At 62.5% G+C, this 21,900-nt stretch carries 18 protein-coding genes; 14 read left to right on the top strand and 4 right to left on the bottom strand.

Annotation, left to right across the window (positions count from 1 at the left end; genetic code table 11):
* The first annotated feature begins 43 nt into the window (after positions 1-43).
* The 4 genes from AC0L3A_RS00360 to AC0L3A_RS00345 all read left to right on the top strand — a co-directional run bounded on the left by AC0L3A_RS00360 (position 44) and on the right by AC0L3A_RS00345 (position 5,597).
* Positions 44-2,797: a decarboxylase gene (locus AC0L3A_RS00360; protein ID WP_473253322.1), complete on the top strand. Its 2,754-nt coding sequence runs from the start codon at positions 44-46 to the stop codon at positions 2,795-2,797.
* 14 nt (positions 2,798-2,811) lie between these two features.
* Positions 2,812-4,512, top strand: a complete 1,701-nt coding sequence (locus tag AC0L3A_RS00355) for an aspartate:alanine exchanger family transporter (RefSeq protein WP_354171351.1) — start codon at positions 2,812-2,814, stop codon at positions 4,510-4,512.
* Positions 4,513-4,543: 31 nt separating this feature from the next.
* Complete coding sequence (locus tag AC0L3A_RS00350; protein WP_007592965.1) at positions 4,544-4,981, top strand: hypothetical protein; 438 nt, start codon at positions 4,544-4,546, stop codon at positions 4,979-4,981.
* 160 nt (positions 4,982-5,141) lie between these two features.
* The gene (locus tag AC0L3A_RS00345; RefSeq protein ID WP_473253321.1) at positions 5,142-5,597 is read left to right on the top strand and encodes a hypothetical protein; all 456 of its coding nucleotides are present in this window, start codon (positions 5,142-5,144) and stop codon (positions 5,595-5,597) included.
* A gap of 85 nt (positions 5,598-5,682) precedes the next feature.
* On the opposite strand, the gene ppk2 is transcribed toward AC0L3A_RS00345, so the two are convergent.
* Together ppk2 and AC0L3A_RS00335 are read right to left on the bottom strand one after the other, a co-directional pair.
* Positions 5,683-6,483: a polyphosphate kinase 2 gene (gene ppk2 / locus AC0L3A_RS00340; RefSeq protein WP_473253320.1), complete on the bottom strand. Its 801-nt coding sequence runs from the start codon at positions 6,481-6,483 to the stop codon at positions 5,683-5,685.
* A gap of 36 nt (positions 6,484-6,519) precedes the next feature.
* Positions 6,520-6,972 (bottom strand): hypothetical protein, encoded by a 453-nt coding sequence (locus AC0L3A_RS00335; RefSeq protein WP_219684383.1) that lies wholly within the window; start codon positions 6,970-6,972, stop codon positions 6,520-6,522.
* 181 nt (positions 6,973-7,153) lie between these two features.
* Between AC0L3A_RS00335 and AC0L3A_RS00330 the strand changes: the two genes are divergently transcribed.
* From AC0L3A_RS00330 to AC0L3A_RS00305, 6 genes are all read left to right on the top strand, one after another.
* Entirely contained in the window at positions 7,154-7,564 is a 411-nt protein-coding gene (locus tag AC0L3A_RS00330) for a hypothetical protein (RefSeq protein ID WP_007592955.1), read from the top strand.
* A complete protein-coding gene (locus AC0L3A_RS00325; protein WP_007592953.1) occupies positions 7,557-8,789 on the top strand; it encodes an HlyD family secretion protein in 1,233 nt (410 codons plus the stop codon). The genes AC0L3A_RS00330 and AC0L3A_RS00325 overlap by 8 nt, the downstream gene beginning before the upstream one ends.
* Positions 8,790-8,902: 113 nt before the next feature.
* Entirely contained in the window at positions 8,903-10,246 is a 1,344-nt protein-coding gene (locus tag AC0L3A_RS00320; protein ID WP_354171347.1) for a TAXI family TRAP transporter solute-binding subunit, read from the top strand.
* Positions 10,247-10,305: 59 nt separating this feature from the next.
* Positions 10,306-11,388, top strand: coding sequence for an ABC transporter substrate-binding protein (locus tag AC0L3A_RS00315; protein WP_473253319.1), 1,083 nt, complete (start codon positions 10,306-10,308; stop codon positions 11,386-11,388).
* Positions 11,389-11,492: 104 nt separating this feature from the next.
* Positions 11,493-13,082 (top strand): DUF3300 domain-containing protein, encoded by a 1,590-nt coding sequence (locus tag AC0L3A_RS00310; protein WP_473253411.1) that lies wholly within the window; start codon positions 11,493-11,495, stop codon positions 13,080-13,082.
* Positions 13,079-13,996, top strand: coding sequence for a DUF2950 domain-containing protein (locus AC0L3A_RS00305; protein WP_354127613.1), 918 nt, complete (start codon positions 13,079-13,081; stop codon positions 13,994-13,996). The genes AC0L3A_RS00310 and AC0L3A_RS00305 overlap by 4 nt, the downstream gene beginning before the upstream one ends.
* Positions 13,997-14,109: 113 nt before the next feature.
* On the opposite strand, the gene AC0L3A_RS00300 is transcribed toward AC0L3A_RS00305, so the two are convergent.
* Positions 14,110-15,804, bottom strand: a complete 1,695-nt coding sequence (locus tag AC0L3A_RS00300) for an MASE4 domain-containing protein (protein WP_473253318.1) — start codon at positions 15,802-15,804, stop codon at positions 14,110-14,112.
* A gap of 831 nt (positions 15,805-16,635) precedes the next feature.
* On the opposite strand from AC0L3A_RS00300, the gene AC0L3A_RS00295 reads away from it, so the two are divergent.
* From AC0L3A_RS00295 to AC0L3A_RS00280, 4 genes are all read left to right on the top strand, one after another.
* On the top strand, positions 16,636-16,797 hold the full coding sequence (locus AC0L3A_RS00295) for a hypothetical protein (RefSeq protein ID WP_473253317.1): 162 nt from the start codon (positions 16,636-16,638) through the stop codon (positions 16,795-16,797).
* A gap of 238 nt (positions 16,798-17,035) precedes the next feature.
* Positions 17,036-17,230: a hypothetical protein gene (locus tag AC0L3A_RS00290; RefSeq protein WP_083869813.1), complete on the top strand. Its 195-nt coding sequence runs from the start codon at positions 17,036-17,038 to the stop codon at positions 17,228-17,230.
* Positions 17,202-17,654: a hypothetical protein gene (locus AC0L3A_RS00285; protein WP_354171049.1), complete on the top strand. Its 453-nt coding sequence runs from the start codon at positions 17,202-17,204 to the stop codon at positions 17,652-17,654. The genes AC0L3A_RS00290 and AC0L3A_RS00285 overlap by 29 nt, the downstream gene beginning before the upstream one ends.
* Positions 17,655-17,711: 57 nt before the next feature.
* Complete coding sequence (locus AC0L3A_RS00280; RefSeq protein WP_473253315.1) at positions 17,712-19,538, top strand: SDR family oxidoreductase; 1,827 nt, start codon at positions 17,712-17,714, stop codon at positions 19,536-19,538.
* Here AC0L3A_RS00280 and AC0L3A_RS00275 read toward each other — a convergent pair.
* Entirely contained in the window at positions 19,498-21,900 is a 2,403-nt protein-coding gene (locus AC0L3A_RS00275; protein ID WP_473253314.1) for a glucose/quinate/shikimate family membrane-bound PQQ-dependent dehydrogenase, read from the bottom strand. The two genes, AC0L3A_RS00280 and AC0L3A_RS00275, sit on opposite strands and share 41 nt — an antisense overlap.

The following is a 21,900-nucleotide window of genomic DNA, read 5'->3' as shown; positions in this document are numbered from 1 at the left end:
ATCACGATCCCGGCCGAGACGTCGCAAAGATCCGGAGAGAGACATGTCCAAGGACGCCAAGGCTACAGAAAAGCGCATCGATCAGTTCATTTCCGGGCCCGGCGGACGGGCGGATGATTGGCGCGATCTGGTGGAGGCAGCGAAGGCATGGGCGCGCGGCGGTGACCGCACGAAGTACGATGCGGCGCTGGCGGATCTCTCCGTGATAGAGGAGTTTCACGGCTATCCGGGGCTGCAGTTGATGGCGGCTTTGCGGGAAGCGGCCTCGGCCGGGGATGCGGCGGGTTCACTTGCTCTCGCGACGCGCATCACGCAGGCGTTGATGACGAGATCTTTCCGCCAGCTTGCCGGCGACTGGAATGCCAAGGACGACGGCAACGGTGATGCGCCCGAGCTTGTGCCGTCAACTTTCGGATCGCATGAGGGCCATCGACCCTATTTCGAGACACTGATCGTCACCGGCCTTTCGTCCAACCATTGGCCGGCGCTCGCCGCCGAATGGCGCAAGTTGCGCCGTCCGGTCGATTCTTTCGTCTATGAGCCGGTGATCGTCGGTAGTCTTGAAGACGCCTTCTGCGCGACGATGCTCAACCCCAATATCGCCGCCGTCGTCATCAACGAAGGGTTCGGCCTGCGCTCGCGCCACGATGCGCCGATACTCCGCACCATGACCGCCGCCGCGGGCATCAATGACGAGGCGGACGCGTCCGCGCTCCGGCTGGCGCACGTCATCAAGCGGGTACGTCCCGAGCTCGACATCTACCTGATGTCGAATCGCGACGTGGAGGCAATGGCGGGGAACCCCGAAGCCAATGTGGTTCGGCGGATATTTTACTCCATCGAAGAGCTCCTCGAGCTGCATCTCTCCATCCTCGAAGGGATCCAGGATCGCTTCGACACACCGTTCTTCGACAATCTCAAGAAATACGCGCAACGCCCGATCGGGACGTTTCATGCGCTACCGATCGCTCGCGGCAAATCTGTCTTCAGGTCGGACTGGATCCGCGATATGGGCGAATTCTACGGGCTGAACCTGTTCCTGGCCGAGAGCAGCGCGACCACCGGCGGCCTCGACAGTTTGCTGGAGCCGACAGGCACCATCAAGAGAGCGCAAGATAAGGCGGCACGCGCGCTCGGCGCCGATCGCGTGTTCTTCGTGACCAACGGCACCTCGACATCCAACAAGATGGCGGTGCAGGCGCTGCTCGGGCCAGGCGACATCGCGATCGTGGATCGTAACTGCCACAAGTCGCACCATTACGGCATGGTTCTGGCCGGTGCTCAGCCCATCTACGTCGAAGCGTTCCCGATGACCGAATATTCGATGTATGGCGCGGTGCCGCTGAAGACCATCAAGCAGGCCCTGCTGAATGCCAGAGCCGACGGCCGCCTGGACCGCGTCAAGATGCTTGACCTGACCAACTGCACCTTCGACGGCCACATCTACAACACCCGCCGGGTGATGGAGGAATGTCTCGCGATCAAGCCAGATTTGATCTTCCTGTGGGACGAAGCCTGGTTCGGCTTCGCGCGCTTCTCTCCGTTCCTGCGGCGACGGACCGCGATGGGCGCCGCCAACGAGATCGAGACCTGGATGCATGATCCGAAATCGGTCGCGGATTACGAGAAGCAGCAGGCCGACCTCGGCAAGACCCCCTCGGACGAGGTGCTGCTCAAGACTCGTCTGATCCCGGATCCGCGTCAGATCCGCCTGCGCGTCTACCAGACCAACTCGACCCACAAGTCGATGTCGGCGATCCGGCAGGGCTCGATGCTGTCGGTCAAGGACGTCGAATTCCACACCGTCGAGCAGCAGTTCAAGGAGGCGGTGTTCACGCACGCGTCGACCAGCCCGAACCAGCAGCTCATCGCCAGCCTCGATGTCTCGCGGCGCCAGATGGAGCTTGAGGGCTACGGTCTCGTCGCCAACGCGATCGAAATTGCGTTCGCGATCCGCAAAGCGGTCAACAGCAATCCGCTGATCTCGAAATACTTCCGGATTCTCGGTGCGGACGCGATGGTGCCGGCGCAATATCGCCAGAGCGGCTTCACCGACTATCTCGCAACAGGCATGAACTGGGCGAGCGTCCTGAAGAGCCTGGACGACGACGAGTTCTGCCTCGACCCGACCCGGATGACGTTGGTCTGCGGCACCGCCGGCTACGACGGTACGCAGTTCAAGGGCATCCTGGCCAACGACTACAACATCCAGATCAACAAGACATCGCGCAATTCTGTGTTGTTCCAGTCCAACATCAACAATACCCGCAGCGACGTCGCGCATCTGGTGAGGGTGCTGGCCGAGATCGCGGGAGAGGTCGACCGCGGGTTGGTTCAGGGCGGCGCCAATGCGAAGAAGACCTTCGAGGCGCGCGTCAAGAGCCTGATGACCGATGTGCCCGACTTGCCGAACTTCTCGCAGTTCCACGACAGTTTCCGTGGCGATGCCGGCACCAGGACCAACGAGGGCGACATTCGTAGCGGCTTCTACTCGGCCTATGACGCAGCGGGATGCGAATATATCCGGCTCGGCGATTCCGAGATCGACCGTCGTCTCAAGGCCGGTCCCGACCTCGTCTCCGCCAGTTTCGTGATCCCGTATCCGCCGGGCTTCCCGATCATGGTGCCGGGGCAGGTCATCACCCAGGAAACCATCGACTTCATGCGCAAGCTCGATGTGAAGGAAATCCACGGCTACGACGCCAAGGAAGGGCTGAAGCTCGTACGTGCCGAAGCCCTGGCGAAGATTGGGCGGCCCAAGCCCGGCGCCGCGCCGAAGCTGAAGGCGGCATCGTAATAAAGGGGACGGATATGCAGAGCTTTTTCACGTTCTTGCAGCAGAACCCGTTTCTGTTGCTGTTCTTCGTCGTTGGGCTCGCCGTCTGGATCGGCCGGGCCAGCATCAAGGGTTACGGCCTCGGCATGGTCGCCGGCGCCATCGTGGTGGGCGCAGCCCTTTCGGTTTGGGCGTCGGTCTACGGCGTGAAGCTTGAGCTGAACGCGTTCGCCAAGAGCCTGTTCTACTATTTGTTCATGTATGGCGTCGGCTTACGTGTGGGACCGTCCTTCATCAACAGCCTGAAGGGCGATGGTCTCAAGTTCTGCATCCTGGCGCTGGTGTCGAGCGTTCTCGGTCTTGCGCTTGTCGTTATGCTTTCGAAGCTCTTTGCGCTGCCGATCGGCGCTGCCGGCGGCATGCTGGCGGGATCGCAGACCATGTCGGCCGCGATTGGCTCGGCTGAGCAGGCCATCACCTCGGGCGTCGTGAAGCTTCCCGAAGGCATGAAGCCCGAAGACGCGTCGGGCATGATCGCGCTGTCCTACGGCATCACTTATATCTGGGGCACCGTTGGCATCATCCTAATCTGCAAATATCTGCCGCGCTGGTGGGGCGTCGACGCCAAGGCCGCAGCCAAGCAGTACGAGCAGGAGTTTGGCGTCAAGGACCTCGAGGGTGGTGGCCTGACCGGTTACCGGCAGTTCGGCCTGCGTGCCTACCGGCTCGATAATCCGGCCCAGGTCGGCATGAGCATTGCCAAATTCCGCACGATGAATCCCGAATACCGCATCGTCAATGTGGCGCGCCGAGGAGAACCGCTGGGTGCCGACCCCGAACTCGTTCTGCAAAAGGGCGACGTCGTCGCGCTCGGCGGCTCGACCGAGCATCTCACCGACAAGATGGGCCTGCTCGGTCCGGAGGTTGCCGACGCCAAGGCACTCGGTATTCCCATGGATCAGGCGGACATCCTCGTCACCAACAAGGAGATGGCCGGACGGACCTTTGAATCCTTCCGCGATACGGCCATCGCCGGCCAGCTGCAGGTCACCAAGGTGGAACGTGGCGGCGTGCAGATTCCGGCCGGTCTCAAGACCGAGTTGCAGCGGATGGACATCGTCTCGGTGGTCGGCATCAAGTCGGCTGTCAACGAGCTCGGCGACATGTGGGGACGCATTGCGCGGACCAACACCTCGACCGATCTGTTGACGCTCGCCTCAGGCATGATCATCGGCTTCCTGATCGGCATGATCGAATTTCCGGCCTTCGGCGCCAAGATCGGCCTCGGCAATGCCGGCGGTCTGTTGCTGTCCGGCGTGATCGTCTCATCGCTGGTCTCGCGACTGCGCTTCTTCGGCAATACGCCGAACGCGGCGCGCAACGTGCTGGAGGATCTCGGCCTCGTGGTCTTCGTCGCCATCGTCGGCATCAATGCCGGCGCCGGGTTGTTGGCGCAGCTCACGGGTGCGGTCGCGTTGAAGATCTTCGTCGCCGGCTTCATTGCCTGCACGATTCCGCCGTTCATCGTCTGGGCGATCGGCTTCCACGTCTTCAAGATCAACCCGGCCGTGTTGATGGGCGGCGTTGCCGGTGCGCGATCTCACTCCGGGCCGTGCCGTGAGGCCGCGGTGGAAATCCAGAGCTCCGTGCCCTGGATTGGGTTCCCGGTCGGGTACGCGGTGTCCGGCATTCTGCTCACCGTGTTCGGCTACTTCGCAATGATCCTGGCTCAATAGCTCGGCGTCACAACCAGAGGAAATAAGACTCATGAGAAAAGTCGCTATCTATGCCGCCCTGGTCGCTTCGCTGGCAGGCGTCGCCGGCTTCAGCACGCCGTCGCGGGCAGAGACCGGCCAGGTCGCCGTTGTCTTCACCAAGGGCGGTTTCATCGTTGGCGTCGGTGGCGGCGAGGGCGTTCTGCTGTATCGCGGCCACAAATATCCCTTCACCGTCTCGGGTATGAGCGTCGGCTTCACGATCGGCGCTTCGACCACCAAGCTGGTCGGTCGCGCCCTCAACCTGAGGGGGCCGGAGTCGATCGAAGGCTCCTACGCTGTCGGCGGTGCGGGCGGTGCTATCGCTGCCGGCGCAGGTGCCGTTCAGCTCCAAAACGGCAACGGCGTGATTCTGCAGCTTAGCGGACCGAAGGTCGGTGCGGAGCTGTCGGCCGCTGTGGGGGGCGTGACGATAGCTTTGAAGCGGTAGAGCGGCACTCGCGCCGCTCTAGCTGAATGACGGCTGCTTCTCTCATGCACGTAAGTCAGGGAAGCGGCGGCAAATCAGCGCCAGGTTCGGATGCCAGCCGCGTTTCGCGAGGCATCGTCGAAAAGCGGATCACGGTACCCATATCGAGGGAGGACATGCCATGCTTCGTTATCTTCTGGCTCTTGTTGCGGCCGTCGTTCTTCTCACGGCAATGCTCATTCCCGATGATGCCTATGCCCGCCGCGGAGGTGGCGGTGGTGGCTATCGCGGAGGTGGAGGGGGCATGCGCGCCGGAGGTTTTCATGGCGGCGCCGTTCACGCGGGGCGGATCCATGGCGGAGGCGGACGCCATTACGCAGGAGGTCCGCGGCCAAGCCATCCGATCGCCGGTCGTCCTGGCCGTCCAGGTTACCCCGTTGCGGGCCGTCCCGGCCGTCCCGTCGCCGGTTATCCCGGAGGCTATCCGCGATATGGCTATCGAGGCGCGGCTTACGGCGCTGCTGCCGTCGGTGCGGCCGCCGCGGGCGCCTACGGATACTACAACAACAACTACAACAACGGTTGTTATCAGGACACGTACGGCAACTGGGTCTGTCCCAACCAGTACCCGTATTGAAAGAATGCGCTGCTGACGGACCCAGCGGACCGTCAGCAGCGCGGTCAAGGATCAGACCGCACCGGCAGTGCGTTCGATCACCTCGTCAATAACGTTCGGCGACGAAGTTCATCCCGCGCAGGACCGCTTGGTCATTGTAGCGTCCTTTGTCGGAGCGCTTCGGCAGCTTCACCTTGTCCTTCTTGATCCGCTTGTGCGGGATAGCCTCCAGGATGTGCGCGATACAGTTCAGCCGCGCCCGCCGCTTGTCGTCGGAGCGAATGATGTACCAAGGCGCCTCCTTCGTGCTCGTCTTCTTGAGCATCAGGTCGCGCGCGCGGGAATAATCATACCAGCGTTTGAAGGATTCGAGGTCCATCGGACTCAGTTTCCATTGCCGCACCGGATCGTCGATGCGGGCGTTGAAGCGGCGCTCCTGCTCCTCCATCCCGACCTCGAGCCAGATCTTGATCAGGATGATGCCGCCGTCGATGGCGTACTTTTCCATCTGCGGGCAGAGCGACAGGAAACGATCGTGCTCGGCGGGCGAGCAGAATCCCATGACATATTCGACGCCGGCGCGATTGTACCAGCTGCGGTCGAAGATCACGATCTCGCCCCCGGCCGGAAACTGCTTCATGTAGCGCTGGAAGAAAAGCTGGGTCTTTTCGCGATCCGATGGCGCAGGCAGCGCCACCACGCGAAACACGCGCGGGCTGACCTTTTCTGTGATCGCCTTGATCGTGCCGCCCTTGCCGGCCGCGTCGCGTCCTTCGAACAGGACGATGACTCGAAGCTTGTTTTCCCTCACATAATCCTGGAGATGGCAAAGCTCGATCTGGAGCTTTTCGAGTTCCTTCTCGTAGTCCTTGCGCTTCATCCGCTCTGAGGCTTCGTCCTTTGCCATGCCGCTCCGCCTTCTCTTAACTCGGCCGAAACGTGTTCAGTCGCCCCAGGAAATGATGACGCCGATGTCACCGGGCACGCCGCCAGGAAAATCGATGACCTGATAGCCGATGCGATAGCCGCGAGGCTTGAGGTATTCGGTCCAGAGTTCGAAGATCTCTTTTGGAATTCCGGTCAGCGTTTTCTCCCAGCCCGCCTCCATCTGGTTGATTGCGCGGCCCTTGTCGGTGCACAGGGTGTTCGGGAAGCGATAGACCTGCACTTCGGTCAGGCCGTTGCGAACCGCGCGCTGGATGATGGTCGAGGCGAGCTTGATTTTCTCCTCCTCGGATTTGCCGGACGGTTTGCTCAGCCGTTCGATCAGAGCGCGTTTCTCGGCTTCGGCCGCGGCGGCGAGGCGAACATATTCCTCGGCCTTTCTGGCTTCCTCGAGCGCAGCTTCCTTGCGAATTTGCAGTGCGTTGGGAATGAGCTCATCGATGCCGGGCATGATTGGGGCGTTCCTGGCTTGCTGTGGGGTCGGCGTCAGGGCTAAGCTAGGTTTCGCGCCGTTCGGACCTTTGATTCATATCAAGCAATTTTCCCACCTGCGCGGCCACGGTAACGAGCCGGCGCGCAGACCGCCCTGATCCCTTCCGTGGAGGCGACCATTGAGCGAGCAACTTCATCCGATGGCCCCGCATCATCTGCCGTTCTACCTCGCGCCGGGAAGCGGCACGGACGTGCTGATGGTGGTGATGGGGATCTTCCTGATCGGCACCGTACTCTGGGTTGGCACGCTCTATTGGAAGCTGCACAGCCTGCCCGAACGAATGGCGCACAAGTCGCAGAAGCTGCAGTTCGAGATCGTGGCCGTGCTGGGCATCATCTCGCTCTTTACGCACATGCACATTTTCTGGGTGGCCGGCCTTCTGCTCGCGATGATCGACTTGCCAGATTTCGGCACGCCGCTGCGGAGTATCGCAGGCTCGGTTGAGAGGATCGCTGACGCCGCGCCCGGCGAGGGTCGCGAGCCAGAACTCCCCAGCTTGCCGCCGGTCGAGAAGCCGATCGTCAAGGGGAAGGAGCACAGCCATGTTTGAGCTCATGTTCTGCTCCATCCTGACCATCCTGCCGGACTACCTCTACCGACGTTATGCCCAAGGCAAACGGTTCGGCAAGGAAATCACCTTCTTTTCCATCTGGTACGAATTGCGATGGGGTATCACCGGCTGCTTGATGCTGACGATTTCGCTGATCACGATGATCTTCTACTTTCACCCGTCAACGACCTCGGCCGCGCTCTATTTTCGGACGGTCCCCATTCTTCCTGAAGGCTCCGGCCGCGTCGCGGAAGTCAATGTCGGCTACAGCGAGGCAGTGAAGAAAGGCGACGTGCTGTTCAGGTTGGACAGTTCGAAGCAGAAGGCCGCCTTGGAGACGGCCACGCGCAAGATCGCCGAGGTCGACGCCGCGATGACAAGCGCAGAAAACGACGTGGTCAAGGCCGAAGCGCAGATCCAGGAAGCCAAGGCCAGCCTTCAGCAGGCCAAGGACGAGCTGGACGTCAAGACGGAGCTGCAGCGCCGCAATCCCGGTATCGTCCCGCAACGCGATATCGAGAAACTACAGGTCGTGGTCAACCAGCGGCAGGCTGGTGTGGACTCGGCCACCGCGTCCAAGACGTCGGCGATGTTGCGGCTTTCAACGCTGTTGCCGGCTGAAAAAGCGAGCGGCCAGGCGGCGTTGGCTGAAGCGCAGGTCGATCTCGACAAGACCTTCGTTCGCGCCGGCGTCGACGGTCGGGTCGAGCAGTTCCTCGTTCGGACGGGCGATCTCGTTGCCCAGATCATGCGACCCGCCGGCGTGTTGATACCGGCGGATGCCGGCAGGGGTAGGCTGCAGGCCGGGTTTGGACAGATTGAAGCGGGGGTGGTGAAGGTAGGGATGGTCGCAGAAGCGACCTGCATCTCCAAGCCATGGGTGATCATTCCGCTCCTTGTCACCGATGTGCAGGATTACATCGCCGCCGGCCAGGTGCAGGCTGGCCAGGAATTGATTGAAGCTCAGAATGCACGTAAGCCGGGTTCGATACTCGCCTTCCTGGAGCCGCTGTACAAGGGCGGCCTCGACGGCGTGACGCCGGGCAGCAGTTGCATCGTCAATGCCTACACCAGCAATCACGAGGAGATCTCGGCCAAGGAGACCGGTACAGGCCGGGCAATTGCCTTGCACGTCGTCGATGGTGTCGGCCTCGTGCACGCCATGCTCTTGCGAATTCAGGCGCTGCTGCTGCCGATCAAGACGCTGGTGCTCAGCGGGCACTGACCGGCATCGCTTTGGCTTGAATCGCATTTCGGTTCAGCGATGCGCCTCAGTTGAGCCGGTCTGGCGTCATGAGCCAGTCCGACCAGTCAGCGCATATTCACTGTGAGCGCCACATGGTCCCCGCAAAAATGCCGATCTGGCTTCGTTCCTTCATTGTCGCCAGCGCTGTCGTGCTCGTGCTTGGAGCTGGCCTGTTCGGCTACCGGTGGTATTCTCGCCCCACGACGCTGACCATCGCCGTCGGATCGCTGGACGGTGAGGCCGCGCGTCTGGTCTCGGCACTGGCGAGCCGGCTTGCCGTGGTGAACGCCCCGGTCCGGCTCAGACTGGTGGAAACGACCAACGCGGTTGATGCTGCCGAGCAGTTTGCGGCGGAAAAGGTCGAGCTTGCTGTCGTCCGGGGCGACGTCGGCGACCTATCGCAGGCGCAGGCTATCGTGGTTCTCGCCCACGCCGTTGTCCTGCTGGTTGCGCCGCCGGGCTCCTCCATTACCGAAATTGCTGGTCTGAAGCGCACCAGCGTCGGCGTGATCGGCGGCGAGATGAATCGCAAGCTCATCGACGTTCTGAGCGACGAATACGGTCTGGGACGTGCCAATGTGACGTTCCGCAATCTCCAGCCGGCCGATGCGCGGCGTGCACTCGATGCGAAGGAGGTGCGGGCGATCCTGGTCGTCGTTCCTCTTGCCGAAAAATATCTTGCTCTGTTACGCGGCCTCTTTCTGCAGACGCCCAAGACCGCGCCGGTTCTGCTTCCGATCGATGCGGCCGGTGCCATCGCGGAGAAGCAGCGCGCCTATGAAAGCTTCGATGTCCCGAAGGGCACGCTGCGCGGTTCGCCGCCTATCCCGAGCGAGGATCTGACCACGTTGCGGGTCTCTTTCTACGTGGTCGCGCGAAAGCAGCTCAGCGCTGAGGTGGCCGGCAGCCTCGCCGACGCCCTGATGAAGGCACGCAGGGATCTGCTGGGGGAATTGCCGATACTCTCTCAAATGACCGCGCCGAGCACGGATTCGGACGCCTTCCTCCCGGTTCATCCTGGCGCCGCAGCATTCTACAACGGAACGCAGCAGAGCTTTCTGGACGAATGGGGAAACATCATCTTTCTCGCGCCCATGATTTTGGGCGGCCTCATCTCGGTGCTGGCCGCGGCCTGGAAATTCCTTCAGGTGCGTGATCCCTCTAAGGATGAACGGGGCCTGGACTCGCTGTATGCGCTGGGCGCGCGGATACGCAGGACGGAGGCGGAGGCCGAACTGTCCGATATCGAGGTCGAGATCGACCGGGTGCTCCAGGGCCAGCGCGCCAAGGCCGCTGCAGGAGACGAGAATGCGCTCGATGTCACGACATTGAATGTCGCTGCGCATCGTCTTCAGAGCCTGATTCACGACCGTCGGATCCTGCTGTCCGCGCACGGACATGAGCAAGCGCTCGGTCAGCCAGTTGACCGCACCTGACGGTGGTCACTCCAGACCAAGTCGAATCACGGCCGACCCCAAGCTCAGCGACCTTGATCTTGATCAAACCCTCCGGCCGCCAACCCCGTTTCCTTCAGCAATCGCGTCATGCGAAGGGTGCGGGACATCAGGGGGATAGCGGACGGGCAATGAAGCGCCGTGAGTTCATGGCCTTGATCGGGACTGCAGTTGCTTGTCCGGTTTTCGCGCGCGCTCAGGACGGGGCACCGCGGCCGATGCCGTCGGTCGGCGTGCTGACTGGCAATTTGGTGGGCGATGGCGGCGCACAGATGCGCGTCAATGCCTTTCAGCAGGGTCTCGCCGACCTCGGCTGGATCGCCAATCAGAACTACCGACTCGATGTGCGCTGGCCGGGCTCCAATCCGACATGGCAGGAACGTGAAGCTCGCGAACTTGTTGCCTCCGGACCCGACGTGCTGTTTGCGACCAGCACGGCGACGACACGGGCGCTGCGGGCTGCAACGCAGATCATTCCGATCATCTTTGTCGGGCTCTCGGATCCGGTCGGGACAGGCCTCGTCGTCGATCTGGCAAGGCCGACCAGCAATCTTACCGGCTTCTCGCTTTACGAGCATGCTATGAGCGGGAAATGGCTGAGCTTGTTAAAGGACTTGGTACCCAGCATGAGCAGTGCGATGCTTCTGTACAATCCCGAGACCGCACCATACGCGCCGCTTTATCTTCAGGCCGCACACCAGGTGGAAAATCGCCTGCGCATGACGGTTACCGGCGTCGCCGTCCGCAGCGGCGCCGAGATCGCGGGGGTCATCGAGACGGCGGCGCGGAATGGCAGCGGGCTCGTCGTGCTGTCGGATGGCGGTTTCTTCAGTACTCAGAGCGCAATGGCAATCCCGTTGCTGGCCCAGCGCCGCGTGCCGGCGATCTTCGCCGTCCGCTTCTATGCTGTGAATGGCGGGCTGATGTCTTATGGCGCCGACCTGACGCAACAGTTTCGGGACGGCGCTGGCTATGTCGCTCGCATCCTTCGCGGCGCCGAGGTCCGCAGTCTTCCGGTGCAATTCGCCACGAGGTTTGATCTCGTTATCAACGTGAGAGCCGTCCACGCGCTCGGCCTGGCGATCCCGGAACGATTGCTGATGGAGGCTGAGCTGATCGACTAGCTTGCTCGGGCGTGGCGGGGGATGAGGCAGCGTTTCGTTGATCTCGATCAACAAGCGCCAGCTCTCGGGTCTGATGATCGCCGGACATGTGTATGGAGGATCTGATGTTTTGCTGCGGCAGGACCTTGATGGCGCTTGCGCTCGTGATCGCGATTCCGCTGGCGGCGGCGGCGCAGACCGCAGATAAGGCGCCGGCCTCCAGCCCACCGCAGGCAAATCCCCCCGCGCAAGCCGCAGAGCTTCTGAAACCGGAGCAGCTCGAAGCTCTGGTCGCACCGATTGCGCTCTATCCGGACGAACTGCTTGCTAACGTGCTGGCCGCGTCCACCTATCCTCTGGAAGTCGTTCAGGCCGATCGCTGGCTGAAAGAGCGCAAGACTCTGAAGGGTGATGCCCTGAAGACGGAAGTCGAGAAGCAGCCGTGGGATGACAGCATCAAGGCACTAGCTTCGACCGCCGAGGTCCTGACCATGATGAGCGACAAGCTCGACTGGACCAAGGCGCTGGGCGACGCCGTGCTGGCACAGCAGCCGGATGTGATGGATGCGGTCCAGCGGCTGCGGACCAAGGCTTATGACAACAAAAAGCTGGTGACCACCAAGCAGCAGAAGGTGAGCGTCAAGACCGAGGAAAGCAGGCAGGTGGTCGTGATCGAGCCGGCGGTTCCCGATACGATGTACGTGCCGTACTACGAGCCTGCGACGGTCTACGGCGCGTGGCCCTACAACGAGTATCCACCATATTACTTCGGCTACCCATCCTACATCGGCGCAGGCGTCGTCGCGGCGGGTCTCGCCTTCGGCACGGCCTGGGCCATCGGTCGCTGGGGCAATTATTGGGGCGGCGGCTGCAACTGGGGCAACCGCAACGTCTATATCAATCACCGGACCACGAACATCGGAAATGGCTGGCAGCACAATCCCTCGCATCGCCAAGGGGTACGCTACAACAACGCCAACGTTCAGCAGCGCTTCGGCAATAGCAATCTGAAGGCCGGCGCCGCCGACCGGATGGATTTCCGCGGCCGCGACGGACAGCAGAAGCCGGGACAGGATCGGCCTGGTGGCGCAGATCGCGCCGGTGACCGTGCGGGAGATCGCGCTGGCGACCGAGGTGGCGACCGTCAAGGCGCCGGGGATCGCGCCAAGGCGGGAGGCGATCGCGCCAAAGGTGGCGGCGATCGCGCGGGCAAGGCGGGTGGTGCCAAAAACGCGGGCGCCAAGAACGCCGGGACCAAGGGGGGCGGCGGTGCCAAGGCCGCGAACCGAGCTGGCGGCAGCCCACGCGGCGGGAGTGCGCTGAACGTATCGTCTGGCCGCTCGGCGGCCGCAGCATCGGCCCGCGGTCACGCCAGCATGGCGAGCATGGGACCGCGTGGCGGCGGTGGCGGCGCGAGCTTCGCCGGTCGTGGTGGCGGCGGCGGGCGCCGCTCCGACATAGTGCTCAAGCCCGATGTGGTTTTTGTCGGCTATCTCGCCAACGGGCTTGGTTACTACCGCTTCAGCTATATTGGCAGCGACAAGGCCTATGTCGGGGTCATTGCGCAGGAAGTCGAAGAGGTGAAGCCAGAAGCCGTTACCCGCGGAGCCGATGGTTATCTCCGGGTCTATTACGAGAAGCTCGGTCTAAAATTCCGTACGTATCGGGATTGGCTCGCCGGCGGCGCAACGATTCCTGCGGAGGTGATGCCATGATGAGCTTTAAGTCGCTTCATCGCGTCGCGCTGCCGGCCATCATGGCGCTGGCGCTCATGAGTTCGCCATCCCGGGCGCAGCAATCTTACCCGACACCGGAGGATGCAGCGGCGGCGCTCGCTGCCGCCGTCAAAAGCGGGCCCGACCGGGCCATCCTGAAAGTCCTCGGCAGCGCTGCCGAGGACATCGTCTCGTCCGGCGACGAAGTCGCCGATGCCGATATCCGGCAACGCTTCACCTCGATGTATGAGGCCAAGCATTCGATCAAGGCGGAGGGCAACAAGAAGGCGACGCTGGTGCTGGGCCCGGACGACTTCCCATTCCCGATCCCGCTCGTCAACACCAGGACCGGCTGGGAATTCGATACCGCCGAAGGCCGCATTGAGGTGCTGTATCGCCGCATCGGCCGCAATGAACTCGACGCGATCCAGACCAGTCTCGCCTTTGTCGATGCCGAGAACGAATACGCCGACAAGGATCGCGGTGAGGGTATTGGCGTGTACGCGCAGCGCATCGTCAGCAGTGCCGGCAAGAAGGATGGACTGTTCTGGCGCGACGACAACGACCAGAGCCCGCTCGGTGCATTGGCGGCGCAGGCTTCGGCCGAAGGCTACAAGCCCGAGGAGGGTGCGGCGCCCTATCACGGCTATTATTTCCGGATCCTGAAGGGGCAGGGGTCGAACGCGCCAGGTGGCGCGCTCAACTATGTGGTCAAGGGCAAGATGATCGGAGGTTTTGCGCTGGCCGCCTGGCCCGCCGAGTACGGCAATTCCGGCGTCATGACCTTCCTGGTCAACCATGCGGGCGTTGTCTACCAGAAGGATCTCGGGCCTCGGACCGAGGTTCTCGTTTCCCGCATGACTGCATTCGATCCGGACCAGACCTGGAAGAAGGTCGATGGTGCAAAGCCCTGAGCGACGTACGCAGATAGTGCGTCTGGCACCGTCGTATCGGTCGCCAACCTCAGCACGATCATGATCTCTATGAAGTGAGCGAAATGCGGAACGGTCGTGACGGTCCCGGACCATCATCGCGCCGAAGCGGGAGCGGAGATTGGAATTTCCAGCTCGAAAATGGAGCCCTTGACGTCCGATTTGATCAGCCTCAGCTTTCCTCCACACCTTGCGGCCAAATTGCAGGAGATAGCCAGCCCCAATCCCATACCGCCTTGTTTCGTCGTGAAGAACGGATCGAAGATGCGCTCTTGATCACGTGGCGAAATGCCGGCGCCCGAGTCTTCAATGGACAAATGGACCGTTGTGCCTCCATCAAGACGGGTTTTCATACGCAGCTCTCGTTGATCGGCGGGGACAGAGCTCATTGCGTCAATCGCGTTCTTGCAGAGGTTCAGGAGAATCTGCTGGAGCTCAGTGCCGTCCAGGACGACTGGAGGAATGTTGCCCTGAAACTCCGTCGTTACTGATACGCCGTTGGCCAGGAGATCGTGCCTCAGCAGCCTGCGCGCCAACTCGGCGACATCCTCGACGTTTGCCGAAGCGCCGCCGTGCGCCGTTTTGATCGTCATCTCGCGAATGCTCGATATGATGTCTGCGGCCCGGCTGCCATCGGCTTCGATGTCACAGAGGATGTTCTCGAGTTCCTCCAGTTCAGGCGAGGTCGCTCGGAGGTGACTGAGCCCTGTCGCAGCATTGAGCGAGATGGCCCCCAACGGCGATCTCAGCTCATGGGCGATCGCACCAGTGACCGCGTCGATGCTGAGAAGCCGGTTCGCTCGTTCGCGTCGCTGCAGGGCGATGACGCTGGCGAGGCGCGAATAGATAAACATCGTTTCGATGAGCAATATGGTCAGCAACATGCAGCTGCCGACCAGAACGAAACCGCGTGCTGCGTACCAACCCACGGTGAATCGAACCGAGCTGCCGATGATCGCCACCAGGAAATTGGGCAGGTAGGCGAGCAAAGTCACCATCAACCAAAGGTCAAGAATGGTGCGCATGCGCGCAAACAGGACGGTGAGAGCAGTCACATTCCAAAGCAAAAGTATCAGGTTGACCTGATTACCGAGAGGCGTCTGATGCCTGACGTCATTCACGTAGAAGCTCGGGAGAAACTCGGCTTTCGCGGTCACCATCCACGTCAGTCCCGCCACCGTGGCGGCGATGCAGCCGAATGCTAACACGATCGCGGCTATCGCAGGTCTGCTTGGTCTGCCGGCGGTGGAACGATCCTTTGTGAATCCGTACACCAGGATCGCTGCGGGAAAAGCCGTGTGCCAAAGCACGTAAAGCCAAGCGGGGCTGTTCAGTCCGTCCCCAATGAGACCCGCGGGAGCGTATCCGTTCGGAAAGGCGAGCGTTTGCAAGAATGCGAACGATCCGCTGAAAACGTATCCGCTTGCGAGTGCAAGAAGTGCCCGCTGAGGCTGGATCGAAAATTGAGCAAACAGCAGGGCTGCCGTGATGAATTCGGCCAGGGCCAACGCGGTCTGCAAGACTGGAACGAAACCATTGATCTGGCCCAATTGGATCCGGGCGAACGGCGCGATGACCGCTGCAAGGACGATGAGCGAGACGGCGACACCCACGGCCCAGGCCTTTTGGCGGGGGGTTGCGGGGATGTTCGCGATGACCAATGGGAATTCTTGCTCATCATCGTAAGCGGGCTCGGCGGCTGCGTTGGCCAATCGCTCGCTCGCTAGCGCAATGCCCGGCCCTGATGCTGTCGCACCGCCGCCAAGTCCCATGAACTTGCGCTGGCTCATGCCGCCTCCGGAGCACCGCGAGACACATCCTACTCGTCTAAACGCCCTCAGTGAAGCGCCTGATTGAGAGGTGGATATAGACTGGGGGCTCCCGCCAATGGTGCGGATGGTGTGCTCCCGATGGACACGCTCCGCGTACGTCGCCAAGAGTGACTCGGATTCCATGCCATGGGGCCCTCCAGTATGAGGCTGCGCATTAAACTAAAGCCGCGGGACTCGTCGAGCGAAACACCCGCCAGCGCCGTCAACCCCTCTTTGCAAAAATATTCCACTTTACCGAAATTCGGTTTTGACGTATGTATCGGCCATCCCGGCTCATCCTTGAGGGGCGATCTTGTGGTCGTCATGTTCGCGAGCCGGGCTTGCGGTGGACGCGGCAGCGTTCGGGTGCGAGTGGCCAAGGGCAGGGCGGATTGCTCTCCGTGAGCCCAAGGCTTCGTTCCGACGAGCGGCGCTGCTAGGCTTCGTCTCGTCTGTAAGTTTCCGGCTCCGTCGACAGGGCTGGAAAAACTGCGGCGAAATGGCGGGCCGTGCGTACGGCAAAACCGTGTGGTCCTGGCCGTCGTTGCTACGGTCAAGCCCTGGCGAATGCGGCATCTGCGTCAACCGGCGCGGTGCCGGTGACTTTCGCGAGGGCGAGGGAGGCCAGCAGGAACTCGGCTCCCGGGAGAGCACGGCATAAGCCGTCCAACCATCGCGCAGGGAAGGCCGAGTGATTGGCTACACCTGTATGCTGCTGTGCGGTTTTCCTGCGTGTGCTTTTCGCGCAGCGGACCGCGGGTGCCAGCCGGCACCCGGCCTTCCCTGCGCCCTCTTGGACAAGAGGGTGGAATGACCAAGCAAAGCTCGGGCGATTTGCGCCGCGAGGACGCGAAACTGCGCGGTTTGCTATCACCCATGCTGACTGGCACGCCTAGCGATCGGCTGAAAGACCAGGCCGGGATTGATCCGCCGCAGGCGCGTGATGGTTTTCACGGGGGTCGATCTGGATGATCCGATTCTCGCGATCGACGGAGACAGGTCTTGCGCCGTCGGAATATCCGGCCCGCCCGCTGGCGAGGGAGGTTCCACGACCTCGCGCACAATGCCAGGCAGGAAGGTCGCGCACTCGGCAACCCCGAGACCGCCAGGGTGGTGGGTGGCCAGACCCGTGAATTTCTCAAATCATTAACAATGTTGAATCACAGGCCGGAGCCATTGCTCTACCGTGAACTTTCCGCTGGGGCTTTCCATGATCGATACCGCGACCAAGGCGTTGTTGCGCACCGTTCTCGATGAGGTGTGTGAAGGTGTTCCACGCTGTGAGATCGGCGCCAGGACCCGCGTAGCCTCGAAGCTTCTGGAGACTGCAAGCAGGGGTGACATCTCTGCGGATTGCCTCAAACAAGCGGCCCGCAATGCTCTCTCAGAAGTCCCGACGATGTGACGACGGTCATGTGGGGGCGGGGGTGAATTTCCAAGTGACGGTCCTCAAGATCCTGGTGAGCTACCCGGATGGGTTCGCCGTCATGGAGGATCTCAAGCGGGATATGGCCATTCTAGCGACCAGCGGTCGCGACTGGACCGAGCGCACCCGGCGGCTTGCCGGGCGGGTGCCGGGGCTGGACATCTTTTCGCAAGGGCTGATCGATCGGACAAATGGCGGGTGGCGGATCACGGACAAGGGCCGCGCGGTACTTGATCTGATGGAAGCTCGTCCGGACCAAGCCCCGATTGCCGCCCAACAACCTCCCTCAGAGCCGGAGCTCGCACCGGCGATCTCGCGACACATTCCGGCGGAGAGAGGGCGAGGACGGCTCGCGGCCCGCCGTCGCCGACGCAACGCCCGCAAGCAGGCTCGGGCCTCCTAGCGAGGAACGAGCGTCGCTCCCGAAGCTTGAGCAAACGCCTTGTGATGGAAGACGCTCATGCAAAGTTCCGACTCCACGTTGTCGACGGCCCGTCTGTCGCGAGCGACGGACGATATCTGGGTCGTGGACGACGCGCCGATCAGCGCCACGGGTCTGAAACTCCCGGTGCGCATGACCGTCATTCGGCTGTCGAACGGCGATCTCGTGCTGCATTCGCCGGTGAGATATTCGCCGGCCCTCCGCGGTGAGTTGGAGCGGCTAGGCGCGATAAAGTATTTGCTCGCGCCGAATATCGCGCACTGGATGTTCCTGTCCGAGTGGCAGAGGGAGCTGCCGCAGGTGACGATTTTCGCGGCGCGCGGCCTTTCGGCGCGCAGGCAAGTCCGAGCGGCACGCATCCGCATCGACCGCGAGCTTGGAGACGCGATGCCTGAGGAATGGAGGGCCGACCTCGAAGCCGTCTCGGTGAACGCTCCGATGTTCTCCGAGATCGAGCTGTTCGACAAGCGCAGCCGGACACTGATCCTGACGGATCTCGTGCAAAATCTCGATCCCAATGATCTCAGCGCGCCAAACGAGGCCGCGGCAAACCTCCTCGGCATCTCCAAGCCGAACGGTACGGCGCCGGTCTATTTGCGGCTGCTGCTGCGCCTCGGCGGCCGCTCCGTGCGGTCCGCAGCCGAGCGGCTTGTACGGCTGTCGCCGGAGAGGGTGATTTTCGCGCACGGCGAGTGGTTCGAAGCGAACGGAACCGAGCGCCTTCGGCGATCTCTGCACTGGCTGCTTCCGGCGGCTGGCTCCGGATCTGAGCCGCGGCAAATGACTGGCACGCACGTCGTCATTACCGGTGCCTCGAGCGGAATCGGGCGTGCTACGGCGCTGGCCTTCGCCGGCAAGGGCGCAAGCGTCGTCCTGGCGGCACGCCGTGCTGAAGTCCTGACGAGCCTCGCCGCCGAATGCGAGGCGCTCGGAGGCCGCGCATTGGCGATCCCGACCGATGTCACCGATGCAGAGGCGGTGCAGCGACTGGCCCGAGAGGCCGAAGACGCGTTCGGCGGCATCGACGTCTGGATCAACAACGCCGGCACCGGCGTTTTCGGGGCCTATCAGGACGCGGATATCGCGCTTCATCGCCGAACGATCGAGGTCAATCTCCTCGGCACCATGCATGGCGCTTTCGCGGTGCTTCCAATCTTTCTCCGCCAGAACCGCGGCATCCTGATCAACAACATCTCGCTCGGCGGCTGGGCGCCGACGCCCTTTGCTGCGGCCTATACCGCGAGCAAGTTCGGCCTGCGGGGCTTCACCGCGAGCCTGCGTCAGGAGCTCAGGGCTCACCGCAACATCCATGTCTGCGGTGTCTTCCCGGCCATGGTCGACACGCCGGGCTTCGTCCACGGCGCCAACATGTCCGGCCGAACGCTCGATCCCGGTCCGCTGCTGTATCAGGCGGAGGACGTTGCCGAGACGTTCGTGAGCCTCGTTCGCGCACCCCGTGACGAAGTCGCCGTGGGCTGGCCGGCTCGTGCCGGCCAAATTGCCTACGCGATGGCTCCGCAGATCACCGAGAACCTCGTGGGAGCTGCCTTCCGCTACCTGCTGTCGCGCGCGCGCCCGGCGAAGAGCAGCGAGGGTACCATGATCGAAGCTGGTCCGCAGGGCACGTCGATCGACGGCGGTTGGCTGTCACGCAAGCAGCTTCCACCTGCCGATGTCATCAGTCAGGGGCTCGCGGTACTGGGACTAGCTGCGGGCGTGGCTCTCCTGGCTTCAGCAGTTGCGCGTCGCGCCGGCAGATCGGGACAAGGCGTCGCCAAGCACAAACAAGTCCTGCCGAGGCAGATCAGGGCAGCGCGTAGGCCCGCACGTAATCGCCGAGTTTAGTTCCGAACGAGCCGTGGCCGCCGTCGACCGTGACGACGTATTGCTTGCCGCCGGCCTCATAGGTCATCGGCGTCGACTGGCCGCCGGCAGGAAGGCGGTCCTGCCAAAGCTGTCTGCCATCGCGAACGTCGAACGCGCGGATATAGTCATCCATCGTTCCCGTGATGAAGATGACGCCGCCCGCGGTGACGATCGGACCGCCCAGCATGGGAACGCCGAGCTTGAATGGCAGCGGCAGCGGCGCCTGATCGCGGATCGTGCCGATGCGATGTTGCCAGGCCACTTTGTGCGACCTCAGATCGATCGCTGCGATGTTGCCCCATGGCGGAGCAAGGCAGGGGATGCCGAGCGGTGAGAGGAAAATGCCGAGATCAACGCCGTAGGGGGCGCCGTACATCGGCTGCACACCCAGCTCGGTTCCTGGTGGATGCGCCGCATTCGGCGCGGCCGGATTGTCCTTCCCGCGCGCCACGAGCCGCGAGACGAAGGGAATCGATTGAGGGTTCGCGATCGCGATCTGGCGTTGTGGATCGACGGCGATGCCGCCCCATTCGAACATGCCGAAGTCTCCGGGAAACACCAGCGTGCCTTGTTCAGACGGCGGCGTGAACGGCCCCTCATAGCGCAGGCGCTTGAACTTGATCCGGCAGGCGAGCTGGTCGAACATCGTGCTGCCCCACATCTGCGCGTCCGTGAGTTTGCCGGAGGGGCGGAAGCTCAATTCCGAAAAAGGCTGGGTCGGCGATAGCCGATCTCCATTCGCGGCGCCCTGCGGCACCGGCTTCTCCGGTGCGGGCACCAACTGACGCCCGTCGCGGCGGTCGAGCACGAAGATGTCGCCGGTCTTGGCCGGGATGTAGATCGCAGGCGTCACGCCGCCGTTAGAGTGCAAATCGACCAGACTGGGCTGTGACGGCATATCCATGTCCCAGAGATCGTGGTGCACATTCTGGAACGACCAACGCAGTTTCCCGGTCATGAGATCGAGGGCAATCAACGCCGAATCGTAGCGCTCGTTTTCGGGCGAACGGCCGCCGCCCCAGATATCCGGAGAGCTCGAGCCGAGCGGGACATAGACGAGCCCGAGCTTCTCGTCGACCGCCGAAATGCTCCACGAATTGGGTGAACCGGCTGTAAAATGATGCGAGGCCGAAGGCATTTCGTTCGGATCGGAGTTGCCGGCATCGAACGCCCAGATCAACCGTCCGGAATAGATATCGAAACCACGAATGACGCCCGACGGCACGCGATCGGAATAGTTGTCGATCACCGCGCCGCCGACGATCAGCACCTTGTCCGTGACGACGGGTGGCGAGGTGCCCTCGTAAAAGCCGAGCGTCTGGATCTCGCTGCCTTGCTTGAGATCGATCTGTCCCTGGTTGCCAAAACTCTCGCAAGGCGAGCCGCTCCGCGCATCGAGCGCGAACATCCGTCCGTCGTTGGTCGGGACGAAAATGCGCGCCGCACAATCGCGCGGCGCCGGCGTGCCGTCGGCAGTTACCGCGCCGGGCATGGTCGCGTGATAGGATACGCCGCGGCAGGTCATGTGCTGGAACGCCTTGTTGTGCTGGACCTGTGGGTCAAACTTCCAGCGCAATCTTCCGGTCGCGGCTTCGAGCGCAAACACGATCTGGTGCGGCGAGCAGGTGTAGAGGAGATCGCCCACCTTGAGCGGCGTTGCCTGGTTGGTGATCTCGTCGGGGTCATCAGGGCCCTTGTGGTCACCGGTGCGGAATTCCCAAGCGAGCTTGAGCTTCTCGACGTTGTCCTTGGTGATCTGGCTCAGCGACGAGAAGCGCGTACCGAAGGCGCTGCCGCCGTAGGCCGTCCAGTTCTGCCCGGCGGCAGCGGGCTGGTCCGGTTCGGGAGCCGCGATGGCCCCGGTTGTTTCGCCCTCAGGTATCGTGCCGGCAAGATCGCGGCGATCACTCGTCAAGGAAATGCCGACGACGATGGCTGCGGCTATCAACACAAGGCCAAGCGCCCATCGCGCTGCGCGCAAGCGAGGCGCTAGGCGGGAGGCAATGAAGGGCAGCATTAGCCACAGGCCAAGCGGCACGAGCACATCGCCGCGCGGCGCCAGCAACCAGAAATCGAAACCCACTTCCCAGATCGCCCAGGCCATCGTTCCCGCCAGCAGCGCGGCATAGGTCCAGAGCGCCTCGGCGCGACGGCGCGCGAGCAGCCAACTCGTGAGCAGAAGCATGATGCCCGCGATCAGATAATAGACCGAGCCACCCAGGGCCGCGAGCCAGGCACCGCCAGCCAGGAGGCCCAATCCCATGATGGCGACGACCACAATGGTGATGGCCAGCAATGGCGCCTCACGGAACCAGTTCGTTGAACGATGCGTCGATGTCAT

The organism is Bradyrhizobium sp. MI1.3 (genome assembly GCF_055811695.1).
This window is presented reverse-complemented; position numbering and strand designations above follow the sequence as displayed.

Excerpts from the sequence above, each read along its gene's own strand:
- AC0L3A_RS00360 (WP_473253322.1), top strand. The coding sequence starts at position 44 with ATGTCCAAGGACGCCAAGGCTACAGAAAAGCGCATCGATCAGTTCATT.
- AC0L3A_RS00355 (WP_354171351.1), top strand. The coding sequence starts at position 2,812 with ATGCAGAGCTTTTTCACGTTCTTGCAGCAGAACCCGTTTCTGTTGCTG.
- AC0L3A_RS00350 (WP_007592965.1), top strand. The coding sequence starts at position 4,544 with ATGAGAAAAGTCGCTATCTATGCCGCCCTGGTCGCTTCGCTGGCAGGC.
- AC0L3A_RS00345 (WP_473253321.1), top strand. The coding sequence starts at position 5,142 with ATGCTTCGTTATCTTCTGGCTCTTGTTGCGGCCGTCGTTCTTCTCACG.
- ppk2 (WP_473253320.1), bottom strand. The coding sequence starts at position 6,483 with ATGGCAAAGGACGAAGCCTCAGAGCGGATGAAGCGCAAGGACTACGAG.
- AC0L3A_RS00335 (WP_219684383.1), bottom strand. The coding sequence starts at position 6,972 with ATGCCCGGCATCGATGAGCTCATTCCCAACGCACTGCAAATTCGCAAG.
- AC0L3A_RS00330 (WP_007592955.1), top strand. The coding sequence starts at position 7,154 with ATGGCCCCGCATCATCTGCCGTTCTACCTCGCGCCGGGAAGCGGCACG.
- AC0L3A_RS00325 (WP_007592953.1), top strand. The coding sequence starts at position 7,557 with ATGTTTGAGCTCATGTTCTGCTCCATCCTGACCATCCTGCCGGACTAC.
- AC0L3A_RS00320 (WP_354171347.1), top strand. The coding sequence starts at position 8,903 with ATGGTCCCCGCAAAAATGCCGATCTGGCTTCGTTCCTTCATTGTCGCC.
- AC0L3A_RS00310 (WP_473253411.1), top strand. The coding sequence starts at position 11,493 with ATGTTTTGCTGCGGCAGGACCTTGATGGCGCTTGCGCTCGTGATCGCG.
- AC0L3A_RS00305 (WP_354127613.1), top strand. The coding sequence starts at position 13,079 with ATGATGAGCTTTAAGTCGCTTCATCGCGTCGCGCTGCCGGCCATCATG.
- AC0L3A_RS00300 (WP_473253318.1), bottom strand. The coding sequence starts at position 15,804 with ATGAGCCAGCGCAAGTTCATGGGACTTGGCGGCGGTGCGACAGCATCA.
- AC0L3A_RS00295 (WP_473253317.1), top strand. The coding sequence starts at position 16,636 with ATGACCAAGCAAAGCTCGGGCGATTTGCGCCGCGAGGACGCGAAACTG.
- AC0L3A_RS00290 (WP_083869813.1), top strand. The coding sequence starts at position 17,036 with ATGATCGATACCGCGACCAAGGCGTTGTTGCGCACCGTTCTCGATGAG.
- AC0L3A_RS00285 (WP_354171049.1), top strand. The coding sequence starts at position 17,202 with ATGCTCTCTCAGAAGTCCCGACGATGTGACGACGGTCATGTGGGGGCG.
- AC0L3A_RS00280 (WP_473253315.1), top strand. The coding sequence starts at position 17,712 with ATGCAAAGTTCCGACTCCACGTTGTCGACGGCCCGTCTGTCGCGAGCG.
- AC0L3A_RS00275 (WP_473253314.1), bottom strand. The coding sequence starts at position 21,900 with ATGACATCGACGCATCGTTCAACGAACTGGTTCCGTGAGGCGCCATTG.